This is a genomic window from Pseudomonas sp. H3_D04 (assembly GCF_054669175.1).
The window spans coordinates 1,509,564-1,532,041 of sequence record NZ_CP162801.1 but is presented as its reverse complement, the minus strand read 5'-3'; the positions used below and the strand labels follow the sequence as shown (position 1 = coordinate 1,532,041).

19 protein-coding genes are annotated in these 22,478 nt (G+C 60.7%); 2 read left to right on the top strand and 17 right to left on the bottom strand.

Annotated features, from left to right (window positions below; genetic code table 11):
* Positions 1-72 precede the first annotated feature (72 nt).
* The 12 genes from AB4N91_RS07245 to leuC form a co-directional block, all read right to left on the bottom strand.
* Positions 73-735 (bottom strand): SPOR domain-containing protein, encoded by a 663-nt coding sequence (locus AB4N91_RS07245; protein ID WP_010456026.1) that lies wholly within the window; start codon positions 733-735, stop codon positions 73-75.
* Positions 719-2,026, bottom strand: a complete 1,308-nt coding sequence (folC, locus tag AB4N91_RS07240; RefSeq protein ID WP_460112218.1) for a bifunctional tetrahydrofolate synthase/dihydrofolate synthase — start codon at positions 2,024-2,026, stop codon at positions 719-721. The genes AB4N91_RS07245 and folC overlap by 17 nt, the downstream gene beginning before the upstream one ends.
* Entirely contained in the window at positions 2,023-2,943 is a 921-nt protein-coding gene (accD, locus tag AB4N91_RS07235) for an acetyl-CoA carboxylase, carboxyltransferase subunit beta (protein WP_010456031.1), read from the bottom strand. The genes folC and accD overlap by 4 nt, the downstream gene beginning before the upstream one ends.
* Before the next feature lie 208 nt (positions 2,944-3,151).
* The gene (locus AB4N91_RS07230) at positions 3,152-3,775 is read right to left on the bottom strand and encodes a phosphoribosylanthranilate isomerase (RefSeq protein ID WP_154501288.1); all 624 of its coding nucleotides are present in this window, start codon (positions 3,773-3,775) and stop codon (positions 3,152-3,154) included.
* 63 nt (positions 3,776-3,838) lie between these two features.
* Positions 3,839-4,663 (bottom strand): tRNA pseudouridine(38-40) synthase TruA, encoded by an 825-nt coding sequence (gene truA, locus AB4N91_RS07225; protein WP_010456035.1) that lies wholly within the window; start codon positions 4,661-4,663, stop codon positions 3,839-3,841.
* A gap of 309 nt (positions 4,664-4,972) precedes the next feature.
* The gene (locus AB4N91_RS07220; protein WP_460112216.1) at positions 4,973-7,582 is read right to left on the bottom strand and encodes a FimV/HubP family polar landmark protein; all 2,610 of its coding nucleotides are present in this window, start codon (positions 7,580-7,582) and stop codon (positions 4,973-4,975) included.
* 208 nt (positions 7,583-7,790) lie between these two features.
* Positions 7,791-8,801: an aspartate-semialdehyde dehydrogenase gene (locus tag AB4N91_RS07215; RefSeq protein WP_102594060.1), complete on the bottom strand. Its 1,011-nt coding sequence runs from the start codon at positions 8,799-8,801 to the stop codon at positions 7,791-7,793.
* Positions 8,802-9,070: 269 nt separating this feature from the next.
* The gene (gene asd, locus AB4N91_RS07210) at positions 9,071-10,183 is read right to left on the bottom strand and encodes an aspartate-semialdehyde dehydrogenase (RefSeq protein WP_054052925.1); all 1,113 of its coding nucleotides are present in this window, start codon (positions 10,181-10,183) and stop codon (positions 9,071-9,073) included.
* A 69-nt stretch (positions 10,184-10,252) separates the two neighbouring features.
* On the bottom strand, positions 10,253-11,335 hold the full coding sequence (gene leuB / locus AB4N91_RS07205) for a 3-isopropylmalate dehydrogenase (protein ID WP_458725033.1): 1,083 nt from the start codon (positions 11,333-11,335) through the stop codon (positions 10,253-10,255).
* A gap of 51 nt (positions 11,336-11,386) precedes the next feature.
* Positions 11,387-12,154: a class I SAM-dependent methyltransferase gene (locus AB4N91_RS07200; protein WP_154912772.1), complete on the bottom strand. Its 768-nt coding sequence runs from the start codon at positions 12,152-12,154 to the stop codon at positions 11,387-11,389.
* Between the two features lie 139 nt (positions 12,155-12,293).
* Positions 12,294-12,938: a 3-isopropylmalate dehydratase small subunit gene (gene leuD / locus AB4N91_RS07195; protein ID WP_010456042.1), complete on the bottom strand. Its 645-nt coding sequence runs from the start codon at positions 12,936-12,938 to the stop codon at positions 12,294-12,296.
* Between the two features lie 11 nt (positions 12,939-12,949).
* Positions 12,950-14,368, bottom strand: a complete 1,419-nt coding sequence (leuC, locus tag AB4N91_RS07190; protein ID WP_010456043.1) for a 3-isopropylmalate dehydratase large subunit — start codon at positions 14,366-14,368, stop codon at positions 12,950-12,952.
* A 142-nt stretch (positions 14,369-14,510) separates the two neighbouring features.
* On the opposite strand from leuC, the gene AB4N91_RS07185 reads away from it, so the two are divergent.
* A complete protein-coding gene (locus AB4N91_RS07185; RefSeq protein ID WP_010456044.1) occupies positions 14,511-15,401 on the top strand; it encodes a LysR family transcriptional regulator in 891 nt (296 codons plus the stop codon).
* Between the two features lie 66 nt (positions 15,402-15,467).
* Positions 15,468-18,746 (top strand): PAS domain S-box protein, encoded by a 3,279-nt coding sequence (locus AB4N91_RS07180; protein WP_154912773.1) that lies wholly within the window; start codon positions 15,468-15,470, stop codon positions 18,744-18,746.
* Positions 18,747-18,796: 50 nt separating this feature from the next.
* Here the strand turns inward: AB4N91_RS07180 and AB4N91_RS07175 are convergent, their stop codons facing one another.
* The 5 genes from AB4N91_RS07175 to AB4N91_RS07155 all read right to left on the bottom strand — a co-directional run bounded on the left by AB4N91_RS07175 (position 18,797) and on the right by AB4N91_RS07155 (position 22,395).
* On the bottom strand, positions 18,797-19,240 hold the full coding sequence (locus AB4N91_RS07175) for an Hsp20 family protein (RefSeq protein ID WP_010456046.1): 444 nt from the start codon (positions 19,238-19,240) through the stop codon (positions 18,797-18,799).
* A 132-nt stretch (positions 19,241-19,372) separates the two neighbouring features.
* Positions 19,373-20,332 carry a tRNA dihydrouridine synthase gene (locus tag AB4N91_RS07170; RefSeq protein ID WP_010456047.1) on the bottom strand — a complete coding sequence of 320 codons (960 nt, stop codon included), beginning with the start codon at positions 20,330-20,332 and terminating at the stop codon, positions 19,373-19,375.
* A gap of 172 nt (positions 20,333-20,504) precedes the next feature.
* Positions 20,505-20,942 (bottom strand): acyl-CoA thioesterase, encoded by a 438-nt coding sequence (locus tag AB4N91_RS07165; RefSeq protein ID WP_010456048.1) that lies wholly within the window; start codon positions 20,940-20,942, stop codon positions 20,505-20,507.
* Between the two features lie 48 nt (positions 20,943-20,990).
* A complete protein-coding gene (locus AB4N91_RS07160) occupies positions 20,991-21,824 on the bottom strand; it encodes an alpha/beta fold hydrolase (RefSeq protein WP_010456049.1) in 834 nt (277 codons plus the stop codon).
* A 31-nt stretch (positions 21,825-21,855) separates the two neighbouring features.
* Positions 21,856-22,395 (bottom strand): TetR/AcrR family transcriptional regulator, encoded by a 540-nt coding sequence (locus AB4N91_RS07155; protein WP_008151286.1) that lies wholly within the window; start codon positions 22,393-22,395, stop codon positions 21,856-21,858.
* Between the last annotated feature and the right edge of the window lie 83 nt (positions 22,396-22,478).

The window sequence follows — 22,478 nt, the reverse complement described above, 5'->3', positions numbered from 1 at the left end:
GCGCATTTTAGCAGAGCGCATGGCTATCGGTAAGCTGCGATTGTCAGTGCATTTCAAATCGGGGCGATAGTTTTAGTTGCGCTCAGGCTGGAAACGCACCACAAAACCCTTGAGGTTCTTCTGGCGGCCCAACAAGTCGCGCAGGCGATCCGCTTCGGCGCGCTCGATCAGCGGCCCGACAAACACCCGATTCTTGCCATCGGCCGTGCGGATATAGGCGTTATAGCCCTGACTGCGCAGGTCTTTTTGCAGACTTTCTGCGCTTGCACGGCTCGACAGACTGGCCAGTTGCACCGACCAACTGACCGACAGGCCATTGGCATCGACGCGGCTTTGAGTCGTGTCTGGCTTGCCCGGCGCGGCCGTAATCGGCTGGGCAGGCGGCGTGGTCGGCGCAGCAGGCTTGACCACAGGCGCAGGAGCGACCGGTTTGGTAGCAGGTGCAGCCGCGGCTGGCGCACTCGGGGTGATCGGCGCCACCGGTGCTTCTTGCTGAGCGATCTCGTCATCGCTTGGCACAGGTTCCTGAGGCAGCGCTTGTGGCTCGGGCACCACCACTGGCTCGACCTGCACTGGCGGTACCGAGGGTGCTTGCGGCGCAGCCGGGGCTTCGACCGTCACTTGACGCTGCTCATCCTGGCGGGAAAACAGCATCGGCAGAAAAATAACCGCCAGCGCCACCAGAACCAGGGCGCCAACCATGCGCTGTTTGTATGCCTTATCCAGCAATGCCATTTGCCGCTTCCTCCGTGGAGCGCCGGGCCAGCCATTCAAGGGCCTCGGCGACACAATAAAATGATCCGAACAACAGAATCTCGTCGTCGCTCGTTGCCAGTGCGCACTGCCCTTCCAGGGCGGCGGCCACACTGTCATAAGACGTTACCGCAGCGCCAAGGTTCTGCAACGCCGCCTGCAAATCGGCCACCGGGCGCGCACGCGGCGAATCCAACGGCGCGACAGCCCATTGCTGGACACTAGCATTCAATTCACTGACAACACCATCCAGATCCTTGTCCGCCAACAAGCCAAACACCGCCAGACGCTTGCCGACCGGCGGACGAACGGCCAGACGGCGCGCCAGATACTCGGCTGCATGCGGGTTATGCCCCACATCCAGCAACAGGTTCAGACGCTTGCCCTGCCAGTCGATTTGACGGCGGTCAAGACGACCTACCACCCGCGTCGCTGTCAGCGCATTGATTACTTGCGAATCGACCCACGGCAAACCGAGCAACAGGTAAGCCTGCAAGGCCAGTGCGGCGTTTTCCATCGGCAGATCGAGCAACGGCAGATCATGCAACTCGACCACTCGCCCTTGAGCGTCAAGACCGCGCCATTGCCAATTGTGATCGGTCACACCGAGGTCGAAATCGCGCCCACGCAGGAAAAACGGGCAATTGAGCTCGCGAGCTTTATCCAGCAGAGGTTGCGGAGGATTCAGGTCACCACAGAGCGCAGGCGCGCCCTGGCGGAAGATGCCGGCTTTCTCAAAAGCCACGGATTCGCGGGTATCGCCCAGGTAATCGGCGTGATCGACGCCAATACTGGTGACCAGCGCCATGTCGGCATCGACCACGTTGACCGTGTCCAGACGCCCGCCCAAGCCGACTTCCAGCACCACGGCATCAAGCCCTGCCTGTTGAAACAGCCAGAACGCCGCCAGGGTGCCCATCTCGAAGTACGTCAGGGACGTGTCGCCACGGCCCGCCTCGACCGCAGCAAAGGCTTCGCACAACTCGGCGTCCGTCGCTTCGACGCCGTTGACCTGCACCCGCTCGTTGTAACGCAGCAGGTGCGGAGAATTGTAGACACCAACGCTCAGGCCTTGAGCCCGCAGCAACGAGGCCACGAATGCACAGGTGGACCCCTTGCCATTAGTGCCGGTGACCGTGATCACCCGAGGCGCCATCTTGCCCAGTCCCATGCGGGACGCTACCTGTTGCGAGCGCTCCAGGCCCATGTCGATGGCCGAAGGGTGCAACTGCTCTAGGTAGGCGAGCCACTCGCCAAGGGTACGTTCGGTCATAGGTTGGCAGGTACCGGTGGAACCACGATCGGCTCAATGGGTGCGGCAACGAATTTTGGCGTCGGCAGACCCATCATTTGTGCCAGCAGGTTGCCCAGGCGCGGACGCAGTTCCTGGCGGTGAATGATCATGTCGATTGCACCGTGCTCCAGCAGGAACTCGCTGCGCTGGAAACCTTCCGGCAGTTTTTCACGCACGGTCTGTTCGATCACGCGTGGACCGGCGAAGCCGATCAGGGCTTTCGGCTCACCGACAATCACGTCGCCCAGCATCGCCAGACTGGCGGAAACGCCGCCGTAGACCGGATCGGTCAGCACGGAGATGAACGGAATGCCTTCTTCACGCAGACGCGCCAGGACCGCAGAGGTCTTGGCCATTTGCATCAGGGAGATCAGGGCTTCCTGCATCCGCGCACCACCGGAAGCGGCGAAACAGATCATCGGGCAACGGTTTTCCAGCGCGTAGTTGGCAGCGCGGACAAAACGCTCACCCACGATGGCGCCCATCGACCCCCCCATGAAGGAGAACTCGAAGGCCGAGACCACCACTGGCATGCCCAGCAGGGTGCCGCTCATGGAGATCAGTGCGTCTTTCTCGCCGGTCTGCTTTTGCGCAGCGGTCAGGCGGTCCTTGTACTTCTTGCCATCGCGGAATTTCAGACGGTCAACCGGCTCCAGGTCCGCGCCCAATTCTGCACGGCCTTCGGCGTCGAGGAAGATGTCGATGCGCGCGCGGGCGCCGATACGCATGTGGTGGTTGCACTTGGGGCAAACGTCCAGGGTCTTTTCCAGCTCCGGACGATACAGCACAGCCTCGCAAGACGGGCATTTGTGCCACAGACCTTCAGGCACCGAGCTCTTCTTGACCTCGGAACGCATGATCGAAGGGATCAGTTTGTCTACTAACCAGTTGCTCATGCTTTCTTTCTCCAGTACCGGCGGCCCGAACGCTCTGGTTCGCAGCCCCGCGTATGCCCTTGAGCTAAATTCATGTGTGTGGCGATGATCGATCGATTGCCGGGTCATTGAACGTGACCGGCGTACAACCCCTCAATCCTCAGCCGTGCCTGCTTTGTGCAGCGCAGTGCATTTTGGGACGGCGGCAGTCTGCCAGCCGTCACATCAACTACGTGCTACTACGTACCGCCTTAATGAATGCCTGAATCTTTGCGTGATCCTTGATGCCCTTGCTCGCTTCTACCCCGCCGCTGACGTCCACCGCATAAGGCCGAACCCGGGCGATTGCCTCAGCCACGTTATCCGGCGTCAGGCCACCAGCGAGGATGATCGGCTTGCTCAAGCCCTGCGGTATCAGAGACCAGTCGAACGCCTCACCGGTTCCACCGGGAACACCTTCGACATAGGCATCAAGCAGGATACCGCTGGCACTTGGAAACGCATTGCAGGCCGCCGCGATGTCGTCGCCGGCCTTGACCCGCAACGCCTTGATGTACGGGCGGTGCCAGCCTTCACATTCGGCTGCGGTTTCGTCGCCATGGAACTGCAACAGGTCCAGCGGTACGGCGTCGAGCAGCTCGCCCAACTCGCAGCGGCTGCTGTTGACGAACAACCCCACGGTGGTCACGAACGGCGGCAGCAACTTGATAATGTCGCGCGCCTGCTGGAACGTGACGGCCCGCGGACTCTTGGCGTAAAACACAAACCCGATGGCATCGGCCCCGGCCTCGACCGCCGCCAACGCATCTTCTATGCGGGTAATCCCACAAATCTTGCTGCGAACGGCTGACATGTCGATAAAACCTCAGGGCAAATCCGAGAAAGTCCCGGATGGTAACAAATGCGTTCGAGGGCGTCAGCCGTCAAGTTCAGAGAAGCCGGTGAGGAAGTGTGGGCCGATGTAACGCTCAGGCAATTGGAACTCGTCGCGATACTCGACCTGCACCAGATACAGGCCAAACGGATGCGCCGTCACCCCGCCAGAACGACGGATCCGACTCTCCAGCACTTCCTTCATCCACTCCACCGGCCGCTCGCCGGCACCGATGGTCATCAAGACACCGGCGATGTTGCGCACCATGTGGTGCAGGAAAGCGCTGGCGCGGATATCCAGGACGATCATCTTGCCGTGGCGCGTGACACGCAGGTGATGCAGTTCCTTGATCGGCGATTTGGCCTGGCACTGACCGGCGCGGAATGCGCTGAAATCATGGGTACCGACCAGGTACTGGGCGGCCTCGGCCATGCGCTCGACATCGAGCGGACGGTGGTTCCAGGTGATTTCTTCGTTGAGATGCGCCGGGCGGATCTGATCGTTGTAGATCACGTAGCGATAACGGCGGGCGATGGCCTTGAAGCGCGCATGAAAATGCGCCGGCATGACCTTGGCCCAGCTGACACTGACGTCGTGGGGCAAGTTGATGTTGGCGCCCATGACCCAGGCCTTCATCGAACGCTCGACCTGCGTATCGAAATGCACCACTTGGCCGCACGCATGCACGCCCGCGTCAGTGCGCCCGGCGCAGAGCAGCGACACCGGTGAGTCGGCGACTTTGGATAAGGCCTTTTCGAGGGTTTCCTGCACAGTGAGCACACCGGAGGCCTGGCGCTGCCAGCCGCGATAACGCGAGCCTTTGTATTCAACGCCCAACGCGATCCGGAAAAAGCCGTCGGCCGCCATTTCGGCAGCCGGGTTATCTATATTTGCCAAGGAGTCACAGCCTGCTGATGTGCGCAAAGGCGGGCATTATAAAGCTGTCCGGCGGGGATACCAGCACAACAGAAAGTACGATATTGAATGTTGGAGCCCTTTCGCGGGCAAGCCCGCCCCCACAGTGTTTCGGGGTGTTCTCAGGTTATGTGACCGCCACAAAACCTTGCGGGAGCGAACCTGCTCGCGATGGCGCCCTGACAGACGCCGTCGGACAACCACTGAAACAAAAACGGCAGCTTCAATGGGCTGCCGTTCTGTTTATTGCCTACCGATCACTCAAGCCAGATGCGAAAGCATCTCCTTGGCCTCGCTCTTCTGGCCAGCATTCCCCTCGGCCACAACCTCATTGAGGATGTCCCGAGCACCGTCGTTGTCACCCATGTCGATGTAGGCCTGGGCCAGATCGAGTTTGGTGGCGACTTCATCGGTGCCGGAGAGGAAGTCGAAGTCCGGCTCGTCCGCCGCAGAAGCCATAGCGTCTTCTGCAGTAAAGGTCGGCTCACTCATGCTCTGGGACAAACGATCCAGCTCGGCGTTGACGTCATCCAGTTCAGCGGCAAAGGCGTCCTTGACCTCAGGCTCGGCCGGGGCGGCATCCATTTCATCAGCCAGCGACAGGTCGAAATCGGCCGGCAGCTCCAGATCGTCCTGAGGCACTTCAGGTTTTACAGGCTCCGCAGGCAGGTCCTTCACGCCTTCGTCCAGATCCAGCAGGAAGTCATCTTCAGCGAGGATGGCCGGCGATGTATCACCGCCCAAATCCATGTCCAGATCGAAGTCCGACAGGTCGTCGAGGTTTTCCTTGATTTCGGTCTGTTCCTTCAATACCGATTCAAAGCTCAGGTCATCGTCCAGCGGAAACTCGTCAAGGTCAGCCGCAGCTTCCGGCTCTGGCGTGACCGCTGCGGGTGACGCGGCTTCCAGGTCATCCAGGCTCAGGTCGAAGGCACTGTCCAGGTCATCGGCCGGTGCTTGCGGCTCGTCCAGCAACAGGTCCTTGACGTACTGCGCGTCCAGCTCGGCAGCGAGGGCGGCGGCAGCAAGACCACCGGCAGCCGCGATAGCCATTGCCGGGAAGCGGCTTTTAAGCTGCTCGACCTGGGCGAAGTTGTCACCGTTGGCGACCAACTGACGCTCTTGGGCAACAAATGCATCGCGATCGCCCTGCTGACCGTAGACTTCCATCAGTTTCAGACGCAGGTCGCTGCGCTGTGGCTCTTGCTTGATGCCGTCTTCGAGCAACGCAGCGGCCTGGTTCAGACGACCGGCGGCAATGTGCGACTGAGCCTTGGTCAGTACGTCGTCATTGCGCTCGGCCGCTGGCGACACCAGCGGCGCGGCGATCGGCGTCGTCATTACATCCGGGGCTGGAGCTGGCGCAGGTGGTGGCGTTGGAATCGGCGCGGTAGCGAGTTTCACGCTCGGCGGCGGAACTTCCAAACCTTCGAAGCTGCTTTCTGGCAGGTCCTGCTCGGCAGAGAATTCCTTCTCTTCTTCCAGGGCACGCGCCATGCGCAGGTGTTTCTCGGCTTCTTGCTGCGCCTTGCGGCGACGCGCCAGCAACAGCAGCAGAAGCAGCAGAACCACTGCCCCACCGCCTACCAGACCCAGCAGGACCGGATTGGTCAGCAGTTCGTTGAATTTCTGCTCGTCGGAAGCTACCGGTGTCGGCTCGATTGGCGGCTCGGCAGGCACGGGTGCAGGAGCAGTCTCAGGCGCAGACGTTTCCGGAGCAGGAACCACTTCAGTCGGTGCTGCCGCAGGGTTCGCGGCCAGTTCAGCAGACATTGCCGGTGGGGTCGTCGCTGGAGTCGAAGCCGACGCTCCCGCTGCGCCTTCAGCCTGCAACTTGGCCAGTTGATTGTTCTTCAGCTCGATCAGGCGCTGCAGCTTATCCAGCTGACTTTGCAGATCGGTCATGCGGCTTTTCAGTTCAGCGTTGTCACGACGGGTCGTGTCGAGGCTTTCCTGGGTCACCGCCAGTTTGTTGTTCAAGGCTTTAGCATCACCTGCAGCGCCTTTGCCCTTGCCGGTTTCGGCAGAAACCAGGCTCAGGTTGTCTTTCGCCGTTTGCGATGGAGCTGCGTCAGCGCGGCCACGCTTGGTGGCATCGAGTTGCTGCTGCCCGGTACCGGGCTTCGCCACATAACGACGACCCTGGCGCCATGCGGTGTTCTGGGCAGCGACCTCAGCGATTGCCTTGGGTTGCGGCAGGCTGGTGCTCTGCGCCTGATCCGGCAAGCGCAGCACCTGACCGGTTTTCAGCCGGTTGATGTTGCCGTCGATGAAGGCATCCGGGTTCAGCGCCTGGATGGCCAGCATGGTTTGCTGGACCGAACCGCCATTACGCGCCTTCGCGGCGATTTCCCACAGGGTATCGCGCGGCGTGGTGGTGTATTGGGACGGCTGGGTGGCACCGGTCACCGGCGCAGTGACCGTTTCGGTCGGCGCAGGCTGCGCAGCCGCTTCAGCGGTCTGCGGGGAGAATTTGGAAGGATCGAGCAGCACGCTGTAATCGCGCAGCAAACGACCGTTGGGCCACATCACCTGAACCAGGAATTTCACCATGGGTTCGGACAGTGGTTTGCTGGACGTTACACGCAGGATACTTTTGCCGCTGGCATTGAGCACGGGCGTGAAGGTCAGGTCGTTGAGAAACGCCTGGCGATCGACACCGGCCTTGGCGAAATCTTCGGGTGACGCCAGGCTCGGCACCACTTCTGCGGCGGTGAGGTCCTTGACGTCGAGCAGCTCGATTTCCGCCACCAGAGGTTGGTTCAGCGTCGACTTCAGGGTCAATTCCCCGAGCCCGAGGGCATGCGCCATACCGGAGGACAGCGCCGAGGCGGCCGCTATTGCTAACACCAGTTTGCGAACTTGAACCATAGCCTCATCCTTTGTTTGAACATTCCTCGGCCAGCGAGAAGGTGTTGATAGCCGCTGCCGTAAGGCATTGCGCGCGGCGACGAAGGGTCGTCACGCGCGATCATTTCATAAATGCCCCGGAAAGCCCCGAAGAGTGGCTCGCCATCAGCAATCCGGCCAAGCATAGCGCTCGACTGGACTCATTCGAAAAATTGTTGCCAAGTATCTTTTACAGCAGGTCTTTTATCAACAATTCAGCCACCTGCACAGCATTGAGCGCAGCGCCTTTACGCACGTTATCTGACGTCAGCCACAAATTAAGTTCCGACGGGTCGTCGATTCCGGTGCGAACCCGACCAACGTAGACCACGTCCTGCCCTACTGCATCGCCTACTGCCGTCGGGTAATCGCCGGCTTCCACCAGTTCGATACCCGGTGCGTCTTCCAGCGCCGCGTTGACTTTCGCCAGGTCCACAGCGCTCGCTGACTGCAAGGTCACGCTAAAGCTATCGCCAAAAAACACCGGGGCTTGAATGCAAGTGACAGAAATCTTTAATAAAGGCAGCGCCATGACCTGACGCAGCTCACGCACCAGGCGTTTTTCCAGCAGCGTATGACCCTGCTCATCAGGCTTGCCGACCTGAGCCAACAGGTTGAAAGCCATCTGCCGATCAAAGAAAGTCGGCTCCAGCGGACGCACATTGAGAAGCTCGGCGGTCTGCCGGGCCAGCTCGGTCACGGCTTCGCGCCCCTGGGCGGAAACGGCCAGGCAGGCGGTCAGGTTGATGCGTTGCAGGTCGAGCAAACCCAGCAACGGCGCCAGCACCACGGCCAGCGTGGTGGCCGACGGGCTTGGGCTGCTGACCTGGAACGGTTTTTTCAAACCGGCCAAGACGTCGGCGTTGGCTTCCGGCACCACTTGCGGCGCCTGATTGGCCGGCAGAGCGCCGGACAGGTCGATCAGCGAACAACCGGCAGCGGTCGCGCGCGAGGCAAAACTCAGGGTCACTGCCGGACCGGCAGCGAAAAACACCAGCTGAACCTTGCTGAAATCGAATTCGTCGACTTCACGCACCCGCACGTTCTTGCCGCGAAACGGCACCGAATGCCCGGCGGATTCGCTACTGGCCAGCAAATGGAGGTTGCCGACCGGGAAGTCGCGTTCTTCGAGAATCTGCACGAGCGTTTCGCCGACAGTACCGGTGGCGCCGATCACGGCAATATCAAAGGACTGGCTCATGGTTCTACCTCTGGCGAAACGGGGGGAGCGGCACTTTACCGGGTGGGTGGCGCGCAGGCAATTCGGCTGGGGTTTTGTGGTGTATGCGCCGGCTTCTTCGCGGGCAAGCCTCGCTTCTACGGGTTGTGTGTCGGTCGCGAAATCTTGAAACAACCGCGATACCTGTAGAAGCGAGGCTTGCCCGCGAAGAGGCCCTTCCTGACGACATAACTTCCCAAAAAAAACCCGCACCTCTTTCAAGGCGCGGGTTCTTTGATTACTTCAATCGATCAACGCTCAAGCAGGATCCGCAGCATGCGACGCAGCGGTTCGGCCGCGCCCCACAGCAGTTGGTCGCCGACGGTAAACGCGCCGACGTACTGCGTGCCCATGTTCAGCTTGCGCAGACGGCCAACCGGTACGTTCAGGGTGCCGGTGACTTTCGTCGGGCTCAGTTCCTGAATGCTGGCTTCGCGATTGTTCGGCACCAGTTTGACCCAAGGGTTGTGCTGGCTGATCAGCCCTTCGATGTCGGCGATCGGCACGTCTTTGTTCAGCTTGATGGTCAGCGCCTGGCTGTGGCAGCGCATGGCGCCGATGCGCACGCAGATGCCATCCACCGGGATCGGGCTCTTGAAGCGACCGAGGATCTTGTTGGTCTCGGCCTGGGCCTTCCATTCTTCGCGGCTCTGACCGTTCGGCAGCTCCTTGTCGATCCACGGGATCAGGCTGCCGGCCAGCGGAACGCCGAAGTTTTCGGTCGGGTACGCGTCGCTGCGCATGGCTTCGGCCACACGGCGGTCGATGTCGAGGATGGCGCTGGCCGGGTCGGCCAGTTGATCGGCGACAGCGGCGTGGGTCGCGCCCATTTGCTTGATCAGTTCACGCATGTTCTGCGCGCCGGCACCGGAGGCCGCCTGATAAGTCATGGCGCTCATCCACTCGACCAGACCGGCTTCGAACAGGCCGCCCAGGCCCATCAGCATCAGGCTGACGGTGCAGTTGCCGCCGATGTAGTTCTTGGTGCCCGCGTCGAGCTGCTGGTCGATGACCTTGCGGTTCACCGGGTCCAGCACGATCACCGCGTCATCCTGCATGCGCAGGCTGGAAGCGGCGTCGATCCAGTAACCCTGCCAGCCGGCTTCGCGCAGCTTCGGGAATACTTCGCTGGTGTAGTCGCCACCCTGGCAGGTCAGAATCACGTCGAGGGTTTTCAGCTCTTCAATGCTGTAAGCGTCCTTGAGCGGAGCAATGTCCTTGCCCACGGACGGGCCTTGGCCACCGACATTGGAAGTGGTGAAAAACACCGGCTCAATAAGATCGAAATCCTGCTCTTCCAGCATCCGCTGCATGAGCACGGAACCGACCATACCGCGCCAACCGATCAGACCTACACGTTTCATCGCAACTACACCTTCTTTAAAAAGTGGGCCGCTGCTTTCAAGAGTGAAAGTGGCAGCGGGCCCGAGAGATTACAGATTCCGCAGCGCGGCGACTACTGCGTCGCCCATTTCCTGCGTACCGACTTTAGTGCAACCGGCCGACCAGATGTCGCCCGTGCGCAGCCCCTGATCCAATACCAGACTGACGGCTTTCTCGATGGCATCGGCCGCGTCCTGCAGATTGAAGCTGTAACGCAGCATCATCGACACCGACAGAATGGTCGCCAACGGGTTGGCAATGCCTTTGCCAGCGATGTCTGGCGCCGAACCGTGGCAAGGCTCGTACATGCCCTTGTTGTTGGTATCCAGGGATGCCGACGGCAGCATGCCGATGGAACCGGTGAGCATCGATGCCTGGTCCGACAGAATGTCGCCGAACATATTTTCGGTAACGATCACGTCGAATTGCTTCGGCGCACGCACCAGCTGCATGGCGGCGTTGTCGACGTACATGTGGCTCAGTTCGACTTCCGGGTAATCCTTGCCCACTTGCTCGACGATTTCGCGCCACAGTTGGCTCGAAGCCAGCACGTTGGCCTTGTCCACCGAGCACAGCTTCTTGCCGCGCACCATGGCCATGTCGAAACCGACACGGGCGATGCGGCGGATTTCGCTTTCGCTGTACGGCAGCGTGTCGTAAGCCTGACGCTCGCCGTTTTCCAGGGTGCGGGTGCCGCGTGGCGTGCCGAAATAGATGCCGCCGGTCAGTTCACGGACGATCAGGATGTCCAGGCCCGAAACGATTTCAGGCTTCAGGCTCGATGCCTCGGCCAGTTGCGGGTAGAGGATCGCCGGGCGCAGGTTGCCAAACAGGCCCAGTTGCGCACGAATCTTCAGCAGGCCGCGCTCAGGGCGGATGTCACGCTCGATGGTGTCCCATTTCGGGCCGCCCACGGCGCCCAGCAGCACAGCGTCGGCTGCGCGCGCACGGTCGAGGGTTTCGTCGGCCAATGGCACGCCGTGCTTGTCGATGGCGGCGCCGCCGATCAGGTCGTGGCTCAGTTCAAAGCCCAGGCTGTACTTGTCGTTGGCCAGCTCCAGCACCTTGACCGCTTCGGCCATGATTTCCGGGCCAATACCATCACCTGGGAGAATCAGAATCTGCTTGCTCATGCTTTCCTCATGTCATCAGTCGGTGCGCCCTTGAGCACACCCGGAAAAATTCTATCGTTCGGCCATCAGCACCAGCACATCGGTACTGAACGAACCATCGGCCTCAATCTCAAAATATTCGCGTACTTCATTGCCCATCGACTGCTGCAACTCGCGGATCGCCGCGCGCATCACTTCTGGCGTGCGCATGCGTTCGACCCAGGAGTTGTACTCCAGCCGCAACCGTTGACGCGTAGTGCTACGGGTATGCAACCCCGCTTCGCTGACCTGACGCAACCACTCGCCGGCGGAATAATCGCGCACATGACTGGTGTCGCGCAGCACTTCGACGCTTTGCAGGTAAGTGTCAAACATCGGACTGCCCGGTGACAACACGTCGATGAACGCCGCCACCCCACCCGGCTTCAGTACCCGCCGGACTTCGCGCAGGGCCAGGCCGAGGTCGCTCCAATGGTGCGCCGAGTAACGACTGAAGACGAAGTCGAACTCACCATCGGCAAACGGCAGGCGCTCGGCGGCACCGTTGACCGTGGTCACATTGCTCAAACCACGGTCCACAGCGGCGACGGTAACCACGTCGAGCATCTGCTGGGACAAATCGTAGGCCACCACTTCCTTGACCAGCGACGCCACGTGAAAACTGACGTGACCAGCGCCACACCCCAGGTCCAGCACCCGAGCATCGCCCTGCCCGGCCAGTTCGGCCTGTAGCAGCGCAAATTCGGTGCCTTGAGCGTGTACGGCGCTGCTCAGATAGGCCGAGGCCTGTTCACCGAATTGCTTTTGGACTACCTGGTTGTGCTGGGCGGTGCGGGTCATGGGGGACTTCCTTTTGGGGTTTAGCCTTGTGTTGTCTGGGCGGGCCTCTTCGCGGGCGAGCCTCGCTCCTACAGGGAGACGTATTTCAGCCGCAGGAGCGAGGCTTGCCCGCGAAGGCGTCATCACGCCTTGCGCAAACTTACGCGTCGCGAAACAACCAAGGCTGGCTCGCCCGGTGCTTGGCTTCAAACGTCGCAATCGCTTCATGGTCCATCAACGTCAGACCGATATCGTCCAGACCGTTGAGCAGGCAATGCTTACGGAAGGCGTCAATTTCAAAGCTCAACACCTTGCCATCCGGACGGGTAACGGTCTGGGCCTGCAAATCGACCTGCAACTGATAACCCGGGGTCACTTCCACCTGCTGGAACAGCTCATCCACTTCAGCGTCGCTCAAGATGATCGGCAGCAAGCCGTTCTTGAAGCTGTTGTTGAAGAAGATGTCGGCGTAGCTCGGCGCGATGATGCTGCGGAAACCGTATTCCTCCAGCGCCCACGGCGCATGTTCACGACTGGAACCGCAACCGAAGTTTTCGCGGGCCAGCAACACGCTGGCGCCTTGATAACGCTCGGCGTTGAGGACGAAGTCCTTGTTCAACGGGCGCTTGGAGTTGTCCTGATAAGGCTGCCCGACATCCAGGTAGCGCCACTCATCGAACAGGTTTGGGCCGAAACCCGTGCGCTTGATCGACTTCAAGAATTGCTTCGGGATGATCTGGTCGGTGTCGACGTTGGCACGATCCAGAGGCGCGACAAGACCAGTGTGCTGGGTAAAAGCTTTCATGCTGCGCTCCTTTAGATCAATTCACGGACGTCGACGAAACGACCGTTCACCGCGGCGGCGGCGGCCATGGCCGGGCTCACGAGGTGGGTACGGCCACCGGCGCCCTGACGGCCTTCGAAATTGCGGTTGGAGGTCGAGGCGCAATGCTCGCCCGACTCCAAACGGTCCGGGTTCATCGCCAGGCACATCGAGCAACCCGGCTCACGCCATTCGAAACCGGCGTCGAGGAAAATCTTGTCCAGGCCTTCCGATTCAGCCTGGGCCTTCACCAGACCCGAGCCCGGCACCACGATGGCCTGCTTGATGGTCGAAGCGACTTTGCGACCTTTGGCGATCACGGCGGCAGCACGCAAATCTTCGATCCGCGAGTTGGTGCAGGAACCGATGAACACGCGGTCCAGCTGAATGTCGGTAATTGCCTGATTGGCAGTCAAACCCATGTATTTCAAGGCGCGTTCGATGGAGCCGCGCTTGACCAGGTCCATTTCCTTCGCAGGGTCCGGTACGTTCTGATCCACGGCCAACACCATCTCGGGCGAAGTGCCCCAGCTGACTTGTGGCTTGATCTGGGTGGCATCGAGCTCGACGACGGTGTCGAACGTGGCGTCTTCATCAGTCACCAGGTCTTTCCACGCTTCGACGGCCAAGTCCCATTCCGCGCCTTTCGGAGCGAATGGACGGCCCTTCACGTAGGCGACGGTTTTTTCGTCAGCGGCGACCAGTCCTACGCGAGCGCCAGCCTCGATGGACATGTTGCAAATGGTCATGCGGCCTTCGACCGACAGATCACGAATCGCACTACCGGCGAACTCGATGGCATGGCCGTTACCGCCGGCAGTGCCGATCTTGCCAATGACCGCGAGAACGATGTCCTTGGCGGTCACGCCGAACGGCAATTTCCCTTCGACCGACACCCGCATATTCTTCATTTTCTTGGCGACCAGGCACTGGGTGGCGAGCACGTGCTCGACCTCGGACGTGCCGATACCGTGTGCCAACGCGCCAAACGCGCCGTGGGTCGAGGTGTGGGAGTCGCCGCAGACCACGGTCATGCCCGGCAAGGTTGCGCCCTGTTCCGGGCCGATGACGTGGACGATGCCTTGGCGCACGTCGTTCATCTTGAACTCGACGATGCCGTATTCGTCACAGTTGTCATCGAGGGTCTGGACCTGCAAACGCGAGACCTGGTCGGCAATGGCTTCGATGCCGCCCTTGCGTTCCGGGGTGGTCGGTACGTTGTGGTCCGGGGTCGCGATGTTGGCATCGATGCGCCAAGGCTTGCGCCCGGCCAGACGCAGGCCTTCAAAGGCTTGCGGCGAGGTCACTTCGTGAATGATGTGACGATCGATGTAGATCAAGGCAGAGCCATCGTCGCGCTGCTTGACCAAATGCGAATCCCAGAGCTTGTCGTAGAGCGTTTTGCCGGCCATCAGACGGTTTCCTCATCAGCTTGTTTCTATGCCCCGGGCCGTTTGTATAACCCTTTGGCTTGTGAGGTCGATCCTAGGGGGTTACATTAAATAACTCAAATTCATATTTTTCATGCTTTGGATAACCAACTGGAATACCGCAATGGACCTGGCCAATCTTAATGCTTTCATCGCCATTGCCGAGACCGGAAGCTTCTCCGGCGCGGGAGAACGGCTGCACCTGACGCAACCGGCGATCAGCAAGCGCATCGCCGGGCTGGAGCAGCAATTGAAGGTGCGGCTTTTCGATCGACTGGGCCGTGAAGTCGGCCTGACCGAGGCCGGTCGCGCCCTGTTGCCGCGGGCCTATCAGATTCTCAATGTGCTGGATGACACCCGCCGCGCCCTGACCAACCTGACCGGCGAAGTGACCGGGCGCCTGACGCTGGCCACCAGTCACCACATTGGCTTGCACCGCTTACCGCCCTTATTAAGGGAGTTCACCCGACGCTACCCACAAGTGGCGCTGGATATTCAGTTTCTCGATTCGGAAGTGGCCTACGAGGAAATCCTCCATGGCCGCGCGGAACTGGCGGTGATCACCCTAGCACCGGAACCTCATACCTTGGTCAAAGCCACGCCGGTGTGGGACGACCCCCTGGATTTCGTGGTCGCCCCGGAGCATTCGCTGATCAGCAACGGCCCAGTCAGCCTGGCGGACATTGCCCTGCATCCGGCGGTGTTTCCCGGCGGCAACACGTTCACTCATCACATTGTCCAGCGCCTGTTCGAGGCTCAGGGACTGACGCCGAACATCGCCATGAGCACCAATTATCTGGAAACCATCAAGATGATGGTCTCGATCGGCCTGGCCTGGAGCGTTTTGCCGCGAACAATGCTCGACGATCAAGTTGCGCGAATACCTTTGCCGGGCATACAACTGACTCGCCAGCTAGGCTATATCCTGCACACCGAACGGACGCTGTCGAATGCGGCACGGGCCTTCATGGCCTTGCTGGATGCACAAATCGATCTGCCAGGGATTCAAGGCTAACGTGTGCTACTGCCATAGAGCCGCGAACCCCTGTGCCTAACGCCCAATTCAGCCCAAGGCCTGCCAATGCCGAAATCTGTTGACCGTATTCCGCCGATGCCACGTATACAGGCGCTTGACCCGAAACGGTCCGAGCAGAGCTGGGAAAGCGCACCACAGTTGCTGGCCGCCCTCAACGGCGCGCGCCTGGGCGCCTGGTATTGGGACATCGAGCGCGGACAGATCAGCTGGTCACGGGGCACCCAGGCGTTGTTCGGCTTCGATCCCCGACAGCCGTTGCCGACCGATCTGGAATACCTCGACTTGCTGCCTCCGGAGGATCGGGCAAAAACCATTCGCGCCTTCCATGCGGTGATCGCCGGCGCCCCGCTGGAGCAGGCGATGCACCACCGCATCCGCTGGCCCGACGGCAGCCTGCACTGGCTGGAGATCAACGGCAGCTTGCTTCCGGACAAAGACGGTCGGCCACGGATGATTGGGGTCATTCGCGAAATCACCCATCAGCGCCAGCGCGAACAGGCCCTGAGCAGCTCGGAAAAACGCTTTGCCACGCTGTTTCACCTGTGCCCGAACATGGTGCTGCTGACCCGCCAGGAAGATGGCCTGATTACCGAAGCCAATCAGTATTTCGAAAGCCTGTTCGGCTGGCCGGTGCAGGACGCCATTGGCCGAACCACTGTCGAACTGGGCCTCTGGGTGCACCCGGAACAACGGGACGTGCTGGTCAAGGCAACCAAGGCCAAGGGCGAACTGACCAGCATGGAGGTGCAGTTTCGCGCCAGCAATGGCCAGATCCACGACGGCATCCTCAGCGCACAGAAAGTCGAACTCGAAGGCCAGCCCTACCTGCTGAGCACTTTCCTTGACACCACGGAACGCAAGGCCGCCGAACTCGCGCTGAAAGACAGCCAGGAACGCCTTGACCTGGCCCTGGATTCGGCGCAACTCGGCACCTGGGACTGGCACATTCCCAGCGGCATGCTGTACGGCTCGGCGCGGGCCGCGCAGTTGCACGGGCTGGAGGCCATACCCTTCCATGAGTCCTTCGACGCGTTTTTCGAAGGTGTGCCCGACGAAGAACGCGGCAGCATGCGCGACGCTTATCGCAGCCTGCGCGAAGGACCGGCCGGCAATTATCAGCTGACTTATCGCGTGCAGTTGCCGGACGGCAGTTCACGCTACCTGGAAAGTCGTGCCCGCCTCTACCGCGATGAAAACGGCACACCGCTGCGCATGGCCGGCACCTTGCTGGACATCACCGATCAAGTGGAGCGCGAACAACGGCTGGTGGCCTCCGAAGAGAAATTCGCCACGCTGTTTCAAGTCAGCCCGGACCCGATCTGCGTCACGCGCCAGGACACCGGCCAGTTCATCGAGATCAACTCCAGCTTTACCCAGACCTTTGGCTGGAGCGCCGCCGAAGTGATTGACCGCAGCGCCGACGAAATCGGCCTGTGGGACGCGTCAGCGAAAAGCCTGCAACGAATTGAACAAGTCATCCGCGAACAGGGGCTGAACAATGTCGCGATCATCGCCCAACACAAAGACGGGCAAGCCCTGACCTGCGTGATTTCCAGCCGGCAGATCAGCGTGGGCGACCAGCCGTGCATCGTCACGACCCTGCGCGACATTACCCAGCAACAGCGTTCCGAAGCGGCACTCAAGGCGAGCGAAGAGAAGTTTGCCAAGGCGTTTCACTCAAGCCCGGACGCGATCACCATCACCGAACGCGATACCGGGCGCTACCTGGAGGTCAACGATGGTTTTTGTCGCCTGACCGGTTACCGCGCCGACGAAGTGGTCGGCCGCACGGTGTATCAAGTCGGCATCTGGGCAGAAGAGAAACAGCGCTCGGCGCTGCTGGCCGAGTTGCAGCTTAAGGGTCGTGTGCATCACCAGGAAATGCTGGGCCGCAATAAGCGCGGCGAACTGCTGACCGTCGAAGTCTCGGTGGAGCCAATCACCCTCAACGAAACCGCATGCCTGTTGCTGACTGGCCGAGACGTCAGCCTGTTGAAAAATGCCGAAGCGCAGATTCGCCATCTGGCCTACCACGACCCGCTGACCAACCTGCCGAACCGCGCCCTGTTGATGGATCGCCTGAGCCAGCAGATCGCCCTGCTCAAGCGCCACAACCTGCGCGGTGCGCTGCTGTTCCTGGACCTCGATCATTTCAAGCACATCAACGATTCCCTGGGTCACCCGGTGGGCGACACGGTGCTGAAAATCATCACGGCTCGGCTTGAAGCCAGCGTGCGCATGGAAGACACCGTGGCACGCCTGGGTGGCGATGAATTTGTGGTGCTGCTCAGCGGCCTTGAGGGCTCGCGCAACGAAGTCAGCGCCCAGGTTCGGGAGTTGGCGGACACGTTGCGTGAACTGTTGTCGGAGCCGATGTTCCTCGACGGCCAGCGCCTGCAAGTGACACCGAGCATCGGCATCGCGCTGATCCCCGACCACGGCTCGACCCCGACCGACCTGCTCAAACGTGCCGACATTGCGCTTTACCGCGCCAAAGACTCGGGCCGCAACATGGCGCAGATGTATCACAACACCATGCAGAAGGCGGCCAGTGAACGCCTGCGCATGGAAACCGACTTGCGCCTGGCCCTTTCCCGGGGCGAGTTTCATGTGCATTACCAACCCCAGGTCGACGCTCGGGGCAACCGTATTGTCGGCGCCGAAGCGCTGGTGCGTTGGGACCACCCGGAGCTTGGCCCGCAATCGCCCACCGAATTCATCAAGGTGCTGGAGGACAGCGGGCTGATTCTGGAAGTGGGCACGTGGATCATCGACGAAGCCTGTGGGGCCTTCAAAAAGCTGGTTGCCAAAGGCCTGGTGAACCCGCTCAGCTTCAGCCTGTGCGTGAACATCAGCCCGAGGCAATTTCGTCAAAACGACTTCGTCGAACGCATCGAATACAGCCTCAGCAGCCACGGCCTGCCCTGCTCGTTGCTGAAACTGGAAATCACCGAAGGGATCGTCATCCAGAACCTGGAAGACACCATCAACAAAATGCGCCGCCTGAAAAAACTCGGTGTGAGCTTTGCAATGGACGACTTCGGCACCGGCTACTCCTCGCTGACCTACCTCAAGCGCCTGCCGGTCGACACGCTGAAAATCGATCAGTCGTTCATCCGCGATGCCACCACCGACCCCAACGACGCCGAAATCATCCGCGCCATCGTGGCCATGGCCCGCAGCCTGGAATTGAAAGTGATCGCCGAAGGGGTGGAAACGGCGGAGCAGCTGGAATTTTTGCAGGGGCTGGGGTGCCATTTTTATCAGGGGTATTTGCACAGTCGGCCGCTACCGGTGGAGGAGTTCCAGAAACTCCTCAAATAACGGGTACAAAAAAGGGCGCCGAATGGCGCCCTTCTCATTGCTCTGACTCGTTACTGCAGAGCGGGTTTTTGCGTCCCGTTGATCGGGATGCGTTTGGCTTTTGCCTCTTCCGGTATCACCCGCAACAGGTCGATGCTCAACAAACCGTTGCTCAGGCCGGCAGCCTTGATTTCGATATGGTCCGCCAGACGGAAGGACAGTTTGAAGGCGCGCTGAGCGATGCCTTGGTACAGATAGGTGACGTCTTCATTCGCGTCACGCTTGCCACCACTGATGGTCAGCACCCCTTTTTCCACTTGCAGATCCAGGTCTTCTTCCTGGAACCCGGCGGCCGCCACGACGATGCGGTATTGGTCATCACCGTGCTTTTCAACGTTGTAAGGTGGGTAGGTGCTGCCTGGCTCGTTGCGCAGGGCGGTTTCGAACAAGTCATTGAAGCGGTCGAAGCCCACCGAGGAACGGAACAGGGGCGCCATCGAAAATGCAGTACTCATGATTCAAATCTCCTGAAAACAGATCAGCAAGTTTTTTTGTCTCCGCGACCCGAATTCGGCATCGCGTAATCCCTAGATAGGGATCGCCGATTGCTTTTCAAGAGATTATTTTCAGATTTTTTTGCGTTTTTTTCAGGCCGCTTCCGACACCTGTAGCCCCAACAAACGCGAGACTTGATCCAGTTCGGTCTCTCGACGCAACACGGTAAACAGCTCCACCGCCTCAGGATAATTGCGGGTCAGCATCGCCAGCCATTGCTTCAAGCGACCCGGCGACTGGCGGGCAGTCATCTGCGCCTTGGCTTGCAGCCAGAAGTCCTGGATCAGTGGCAGCAACTCTGCCCACGTCATCTCGACCACGGCTTCACCGGCCCGCGCCGCCGCGATCTGCCGGGCCAGGTCCGGACGCGACACCAGGCCGCGACCGAGCATGATGTCTTCCACGCCGCTGATTTCGCGGCAACGGCGCCAATCTTCAACGCTCCAGATGTCGCCATTGGCGAACACTGGAACCTTGACCACGTCCTGCACGCGGGGGATCCATTCCCAATGCGCAGGCGGCTTGTAACCGTCGGTTTTGGTCCGCGCGTGCACCACGATGTGCGCCGCGCCGCCTTCGGCCAGCGCTGTTGCGCAGACCAGCGAACCGTCCGGGCTGTCGAAGCCCAGGCGCATTTTCGCGGTAACCGGAATGTGCGCCGGCACAGCGCGGCGGACGTGTTCAACGATTTGGTTGAGCAGTTCAGGTTCTTTCAGCAGGACCGCGCCGCCACGGGACTTGTTGACAGTCTTGGCCGGGCAGCCGAAGTTCAGGTCGATCACCTCGGAACCCAGCTCGCAGGCCAGCGCGGCGTTTTCAGCCAGACACACCGGATCGGAACCGAGCAACTGCACCCGCAGCGGCACGCCGGACGCGGTGCGGGCGCCGGTCAATAATTCCGGGCCGAACTTGTGGTAATAGGCGGGCGTGAGCAGTTGATCGTTGATCCGAATAAACTCGGTCACGCACCAATCGATACCGCCCACTCGGGTCAGCACGTCCCGCAGGATGTTGTCGACCAACCCCTCCATGGGCGCCAAAGCAATTTGCATGAAAAACACACTCAACGAAAAACGTGCGGCAGTTTACTGGATTCTCTGTCGAAAGACTTGCATCTGCCTCTGTGGCGAGGGAGCTTGCTCCCGCTAGAGTGCGTAGCACTCTCCATTGCAAGGGACCGCTTCGCGCTCCAGCGGGAGCAAGCTCCCTCGCCACAGGATCGCGTCAACCTGGAACTTGCAACGCCGGGCCGTAGCCTTCGATGAACTCGGCCGGCATGCGCTTGGGCTTGCCGGTGGACAGTTCGATGCAGACGAAAGTGGTTTGCGCGCGCAGCAACGTGGTGTTATCGCTGGGGCGCTTCAACTGGAAGTGGCGGGTCATTTTCAGGCGCTGATCCCAATCGACAATCCAGGTCGCCAATTGCAACTCATCGCCCTCATAGGCGGCGGCCAGGTAATCGATCTCGTGCCGCACCACCGCCATCGCCCGATCCAGCCGACGATACTCGACCAGGTCCAGCCCCAGCCGCTGCGAGTGACGCCAGGCGCAGCGTTCGAGCCAGGTCACGTACACCGCGTTGTTCGCGTGCCCCAGCCCGTCGATGTCCTCGGCGCCGACTTCCAGATCAATGATAAATGGCGTTGCCCGATCCCAGCCCATGCCCCACTCCCGGTCAGATGATGTCGACCGGGGCAGTGTAACGGATGCTCAGGCCGATTGGCGCGATTGCAGGCTGCGGCCAGCCAGCAGTGATAACACGCCATCAATCACCCGAGGATCGGCCAGCACGCGTTGATGCCCGCCCTCCTCCAGGCGTAACAGCCGGCTGTCGAACCACGCCTCATTGATCAACTGGGACTCCTTGACCGGAACAAAGCAATCATCTTCGGCGTGGACGATCAGGCCCGGCATGTCGAGCTGATAGTGCGCAACATCCAGCGTTGCAGCGCGCATGCCGACGTCTTTCTCGACCTGGCGAATAAACGCCGAACGCGCTTTGGGCGGCAGCCGCACGTAACGGGCAAAACCGCGCAACACCCCGAGAATCCGCGCCGGTGCGGCGATGGTGACCAGGGTTTCGGTGCGCAAACCCAACTGCACGGCGAGCATCGCACTGGCGCCGCCCATGGAGTGGCCAATGACGGCTCGCAGCGGCGGCAACTCGGCGGCCGCTTCGAGCATGGCCCGGGCAAACAGCACCACGTTGGCTTCACTGCCCGGTGAGCGACCATGAGCAGGACCGTCGAGCGCTACGACGGTGTAGCCAGCATCGACCAGCGCCGTGATGAGACTCGCAAACTGTGTCGGCCGCCCTTCCCAACCGTGCATCAGCAACACGGCCGGACCTTGCCCCCAGCGCAGCGCCGAGAGGCCGAAGCGCAAGGTTATCCGTTCGGATTTCGCCAGCAGCGGCAATTCCCAGTCACGCGGTGGCAACTCTCGCGGCGTCATGAACGCCAGTCGCATTTTGCTCGCGACCAGTTTCGGTGCAAACCAGCCCAAGGTGCCATTAACGCCACGAACCCACTTCAACGTGCTCATCGCTCTCACTCCTCAGGCCAATGCCTTCAGGTCATAGCACCGCCGACTTGGCGGCGCGCAGCAATCGATCGGACAACTCTCCTGGCCCCAGCGCCCTAGCCAGAGCCAGACCCCCGACCATCAAGGCCATGTCGGCCAGGGCTTTGTCGGTGTCTTCCGGGCTGGCCGCCAACTGCGCGACCATCATTTCCACATGCTCATTCAGCGCCACGCGAAACGCGTCCGGCAGGCGACCCAACTCACCGACAGACGCCGGGATCGGGCACGCGGAATCCGAGGAATCACGGTGTTTGCGCGACAGGTAAAACGCAGCCACCAACGCGCGACGCTCTTCGCCGGTCAATTCGGCGTCCATGTCAGCGATCAAGCCACGGCGGTGACCGAGCAGTTGCTTGAATGCTTCCAGCATCATGGCGTCCTTGCTTTCGAAGTGCGCATAGAAGCCGCCAACCGTCAGGCCGGCTGCGCCCATCACTTCGCCCACGCTCGGTTCGGCCGGGCCGCGCTGAATCAGCGCTGCGCTGGCGGCCTTGAGAATGCGTTCGCGGGTTTGAGCTTTTTTATCGTTCATCGTTGCCTCCGAATATTACGACTAGAATATTATTCTCATAATAATTTTCCGCAAGTCGTTGATGTGACCGCTGGTCTGAAGAA

What these genes read in the sequence shown, in the direction of transcription:
- folC (WP_460112218.1), bottom strand. Translation starts at nt 2,026, where the DNA reads ATGACCGAACGTACCCTTGGCGAGTGGCTCGCCTACCTAGAGCAGTTG.
- AB4N91_RS07170 (WP_010456047.1), bottom strand. Translation starts at nt 20,332, where the DNA reads ATGCAAATTGCTTTGGCGCCCATGGAGGGGTTGGTCGACAACATCCTG.
- leuB (WP_458725033.1), bottom strand. Translation starts at nt 11,335, where the DNA reads ATGAGCAAGCAGATTCTGATTCTCCCAGGTGATGGTATTGGCCCGGAA.
- leuD (WP_010456042.1), bottom strand. Translation starts at nt 12,938, where the DNA reads ATGAAAGCTTTTACCCAGCACACTGGTCTTGTCGCGCCTCTGGATCGT.
- AB4N91_RS07245 (WP_010456026.1), bottom strand. Translation starts at nt 735, where the DNA reads ATGGCATTGCTGGATAAGGCATACAAACAGCGCATGGTTGGCGCCCTG.
- AB4N91_RS07165 (WP_010456048.1), bottom strand. Translation starts at nt 20,942, where the DNA reads ATGGGCTGGGATCGGGCAACGCCATTTATCATTGATCTGGAAGTCGGC.
- leuC (WP_010456043.1), bottom strand. Translation starts at nt 14,368, where the DNA reads ATGGCCGGCAAAACGCTCTACGACAAGCTCTGGGATTCGCATTTGGTC.
- AB4N91_RS07155 (WP_008151286.1), bottom strand. Translation starts at nt 22,395, where the DNA reads ATGAACGATAAAAAAGCTCAAACCCGCGAACGCATTCTCAAGGCCGCC.
- AB4N91_RS07180 (WP_154912773.1), top strand. Translation starts at nt 15,468, where the DNA reads ATGCCGAAATCTGTTGACCGTATTCCGCCGATGCCACGTATACAGGCG.
- asd (WP_054052925.1), bottom strand. Translation starts at nt 10,183, where the DNA reads ATGAAACGTGTAGGTCTGATCGGTTGGCGCGGTATGGTCGGTTCCGTG.
- AB4N91_RS07175 (WP_010456046.1), bottom strand. Translation starts at nt 19,240, where the DNA reads ATGAGTACTGCATTTTCGATGGCGCCCCTGTTCCGTTCCTCGGTGGGC.
- AB4N91_RS07185 (WP_010456044.1), top strand. Translation starts at nt 14,511, where the DNA reads ATGGACCTGGCCAATCTTAATGCTTTCATCGCCATTGCCGAGACCGGA.
- AB4N91_RS07215 (WP_102594060.1), bottom strand. Translation starts at nt 8,801, where the DNA reads ATGAGCCAGTCCTTTGATATTGCCGTGATCGGCGCCACCGGTACTGTC.
- AB4N91_RS07230 (WP_154501288.1), bottom strand. Translation starts at nt 3,775, where the DNA reads ATGTCAGCCGTTCGCAGCAAGATTTGTGGGATTACCCGCATAGAAGAT.
- AB4N91_RS07200 (WP_154912772.1), bottom strand. Translation starts at nt 12,154, where the DNA reads ATGACCCGCACCGCCCAGCACAACCAGGTAGTCCAAAAGCAATTCGGT.
- truA (WP_010456035.1), bottom strand. Translation starts at nt 4,663, where the DNA reads ATGGCGGCCGACGGCTTTTTCCGGATCGCGTTGGGCGTTGAATACAAA.
- AB4N91_RS07220 (WP_460112216.1), bottom strand. Translation starts at nt 7,582, where the DNA reads ATGGTTCAAGTTCGCAAACTGGTGTTAGCAATAGCGGCCGCCTCGGCG.
- accD (WP_010456031.1), bottom strand. Translation starts at nt 2,943, where the DNA reads ATGAGCAACTGGTTAGTAGACAAACTGATCCCTTCGATCATGCGTTCC.
- AB4N91_RS07160 (WP_010456049.1), bottom strand. Translation starts at nt 21,824, where the DNA reads ATGAGCACGTTGAAGTGGGTTCGTGGCGTTAATGGCACCTTGGGCTGG.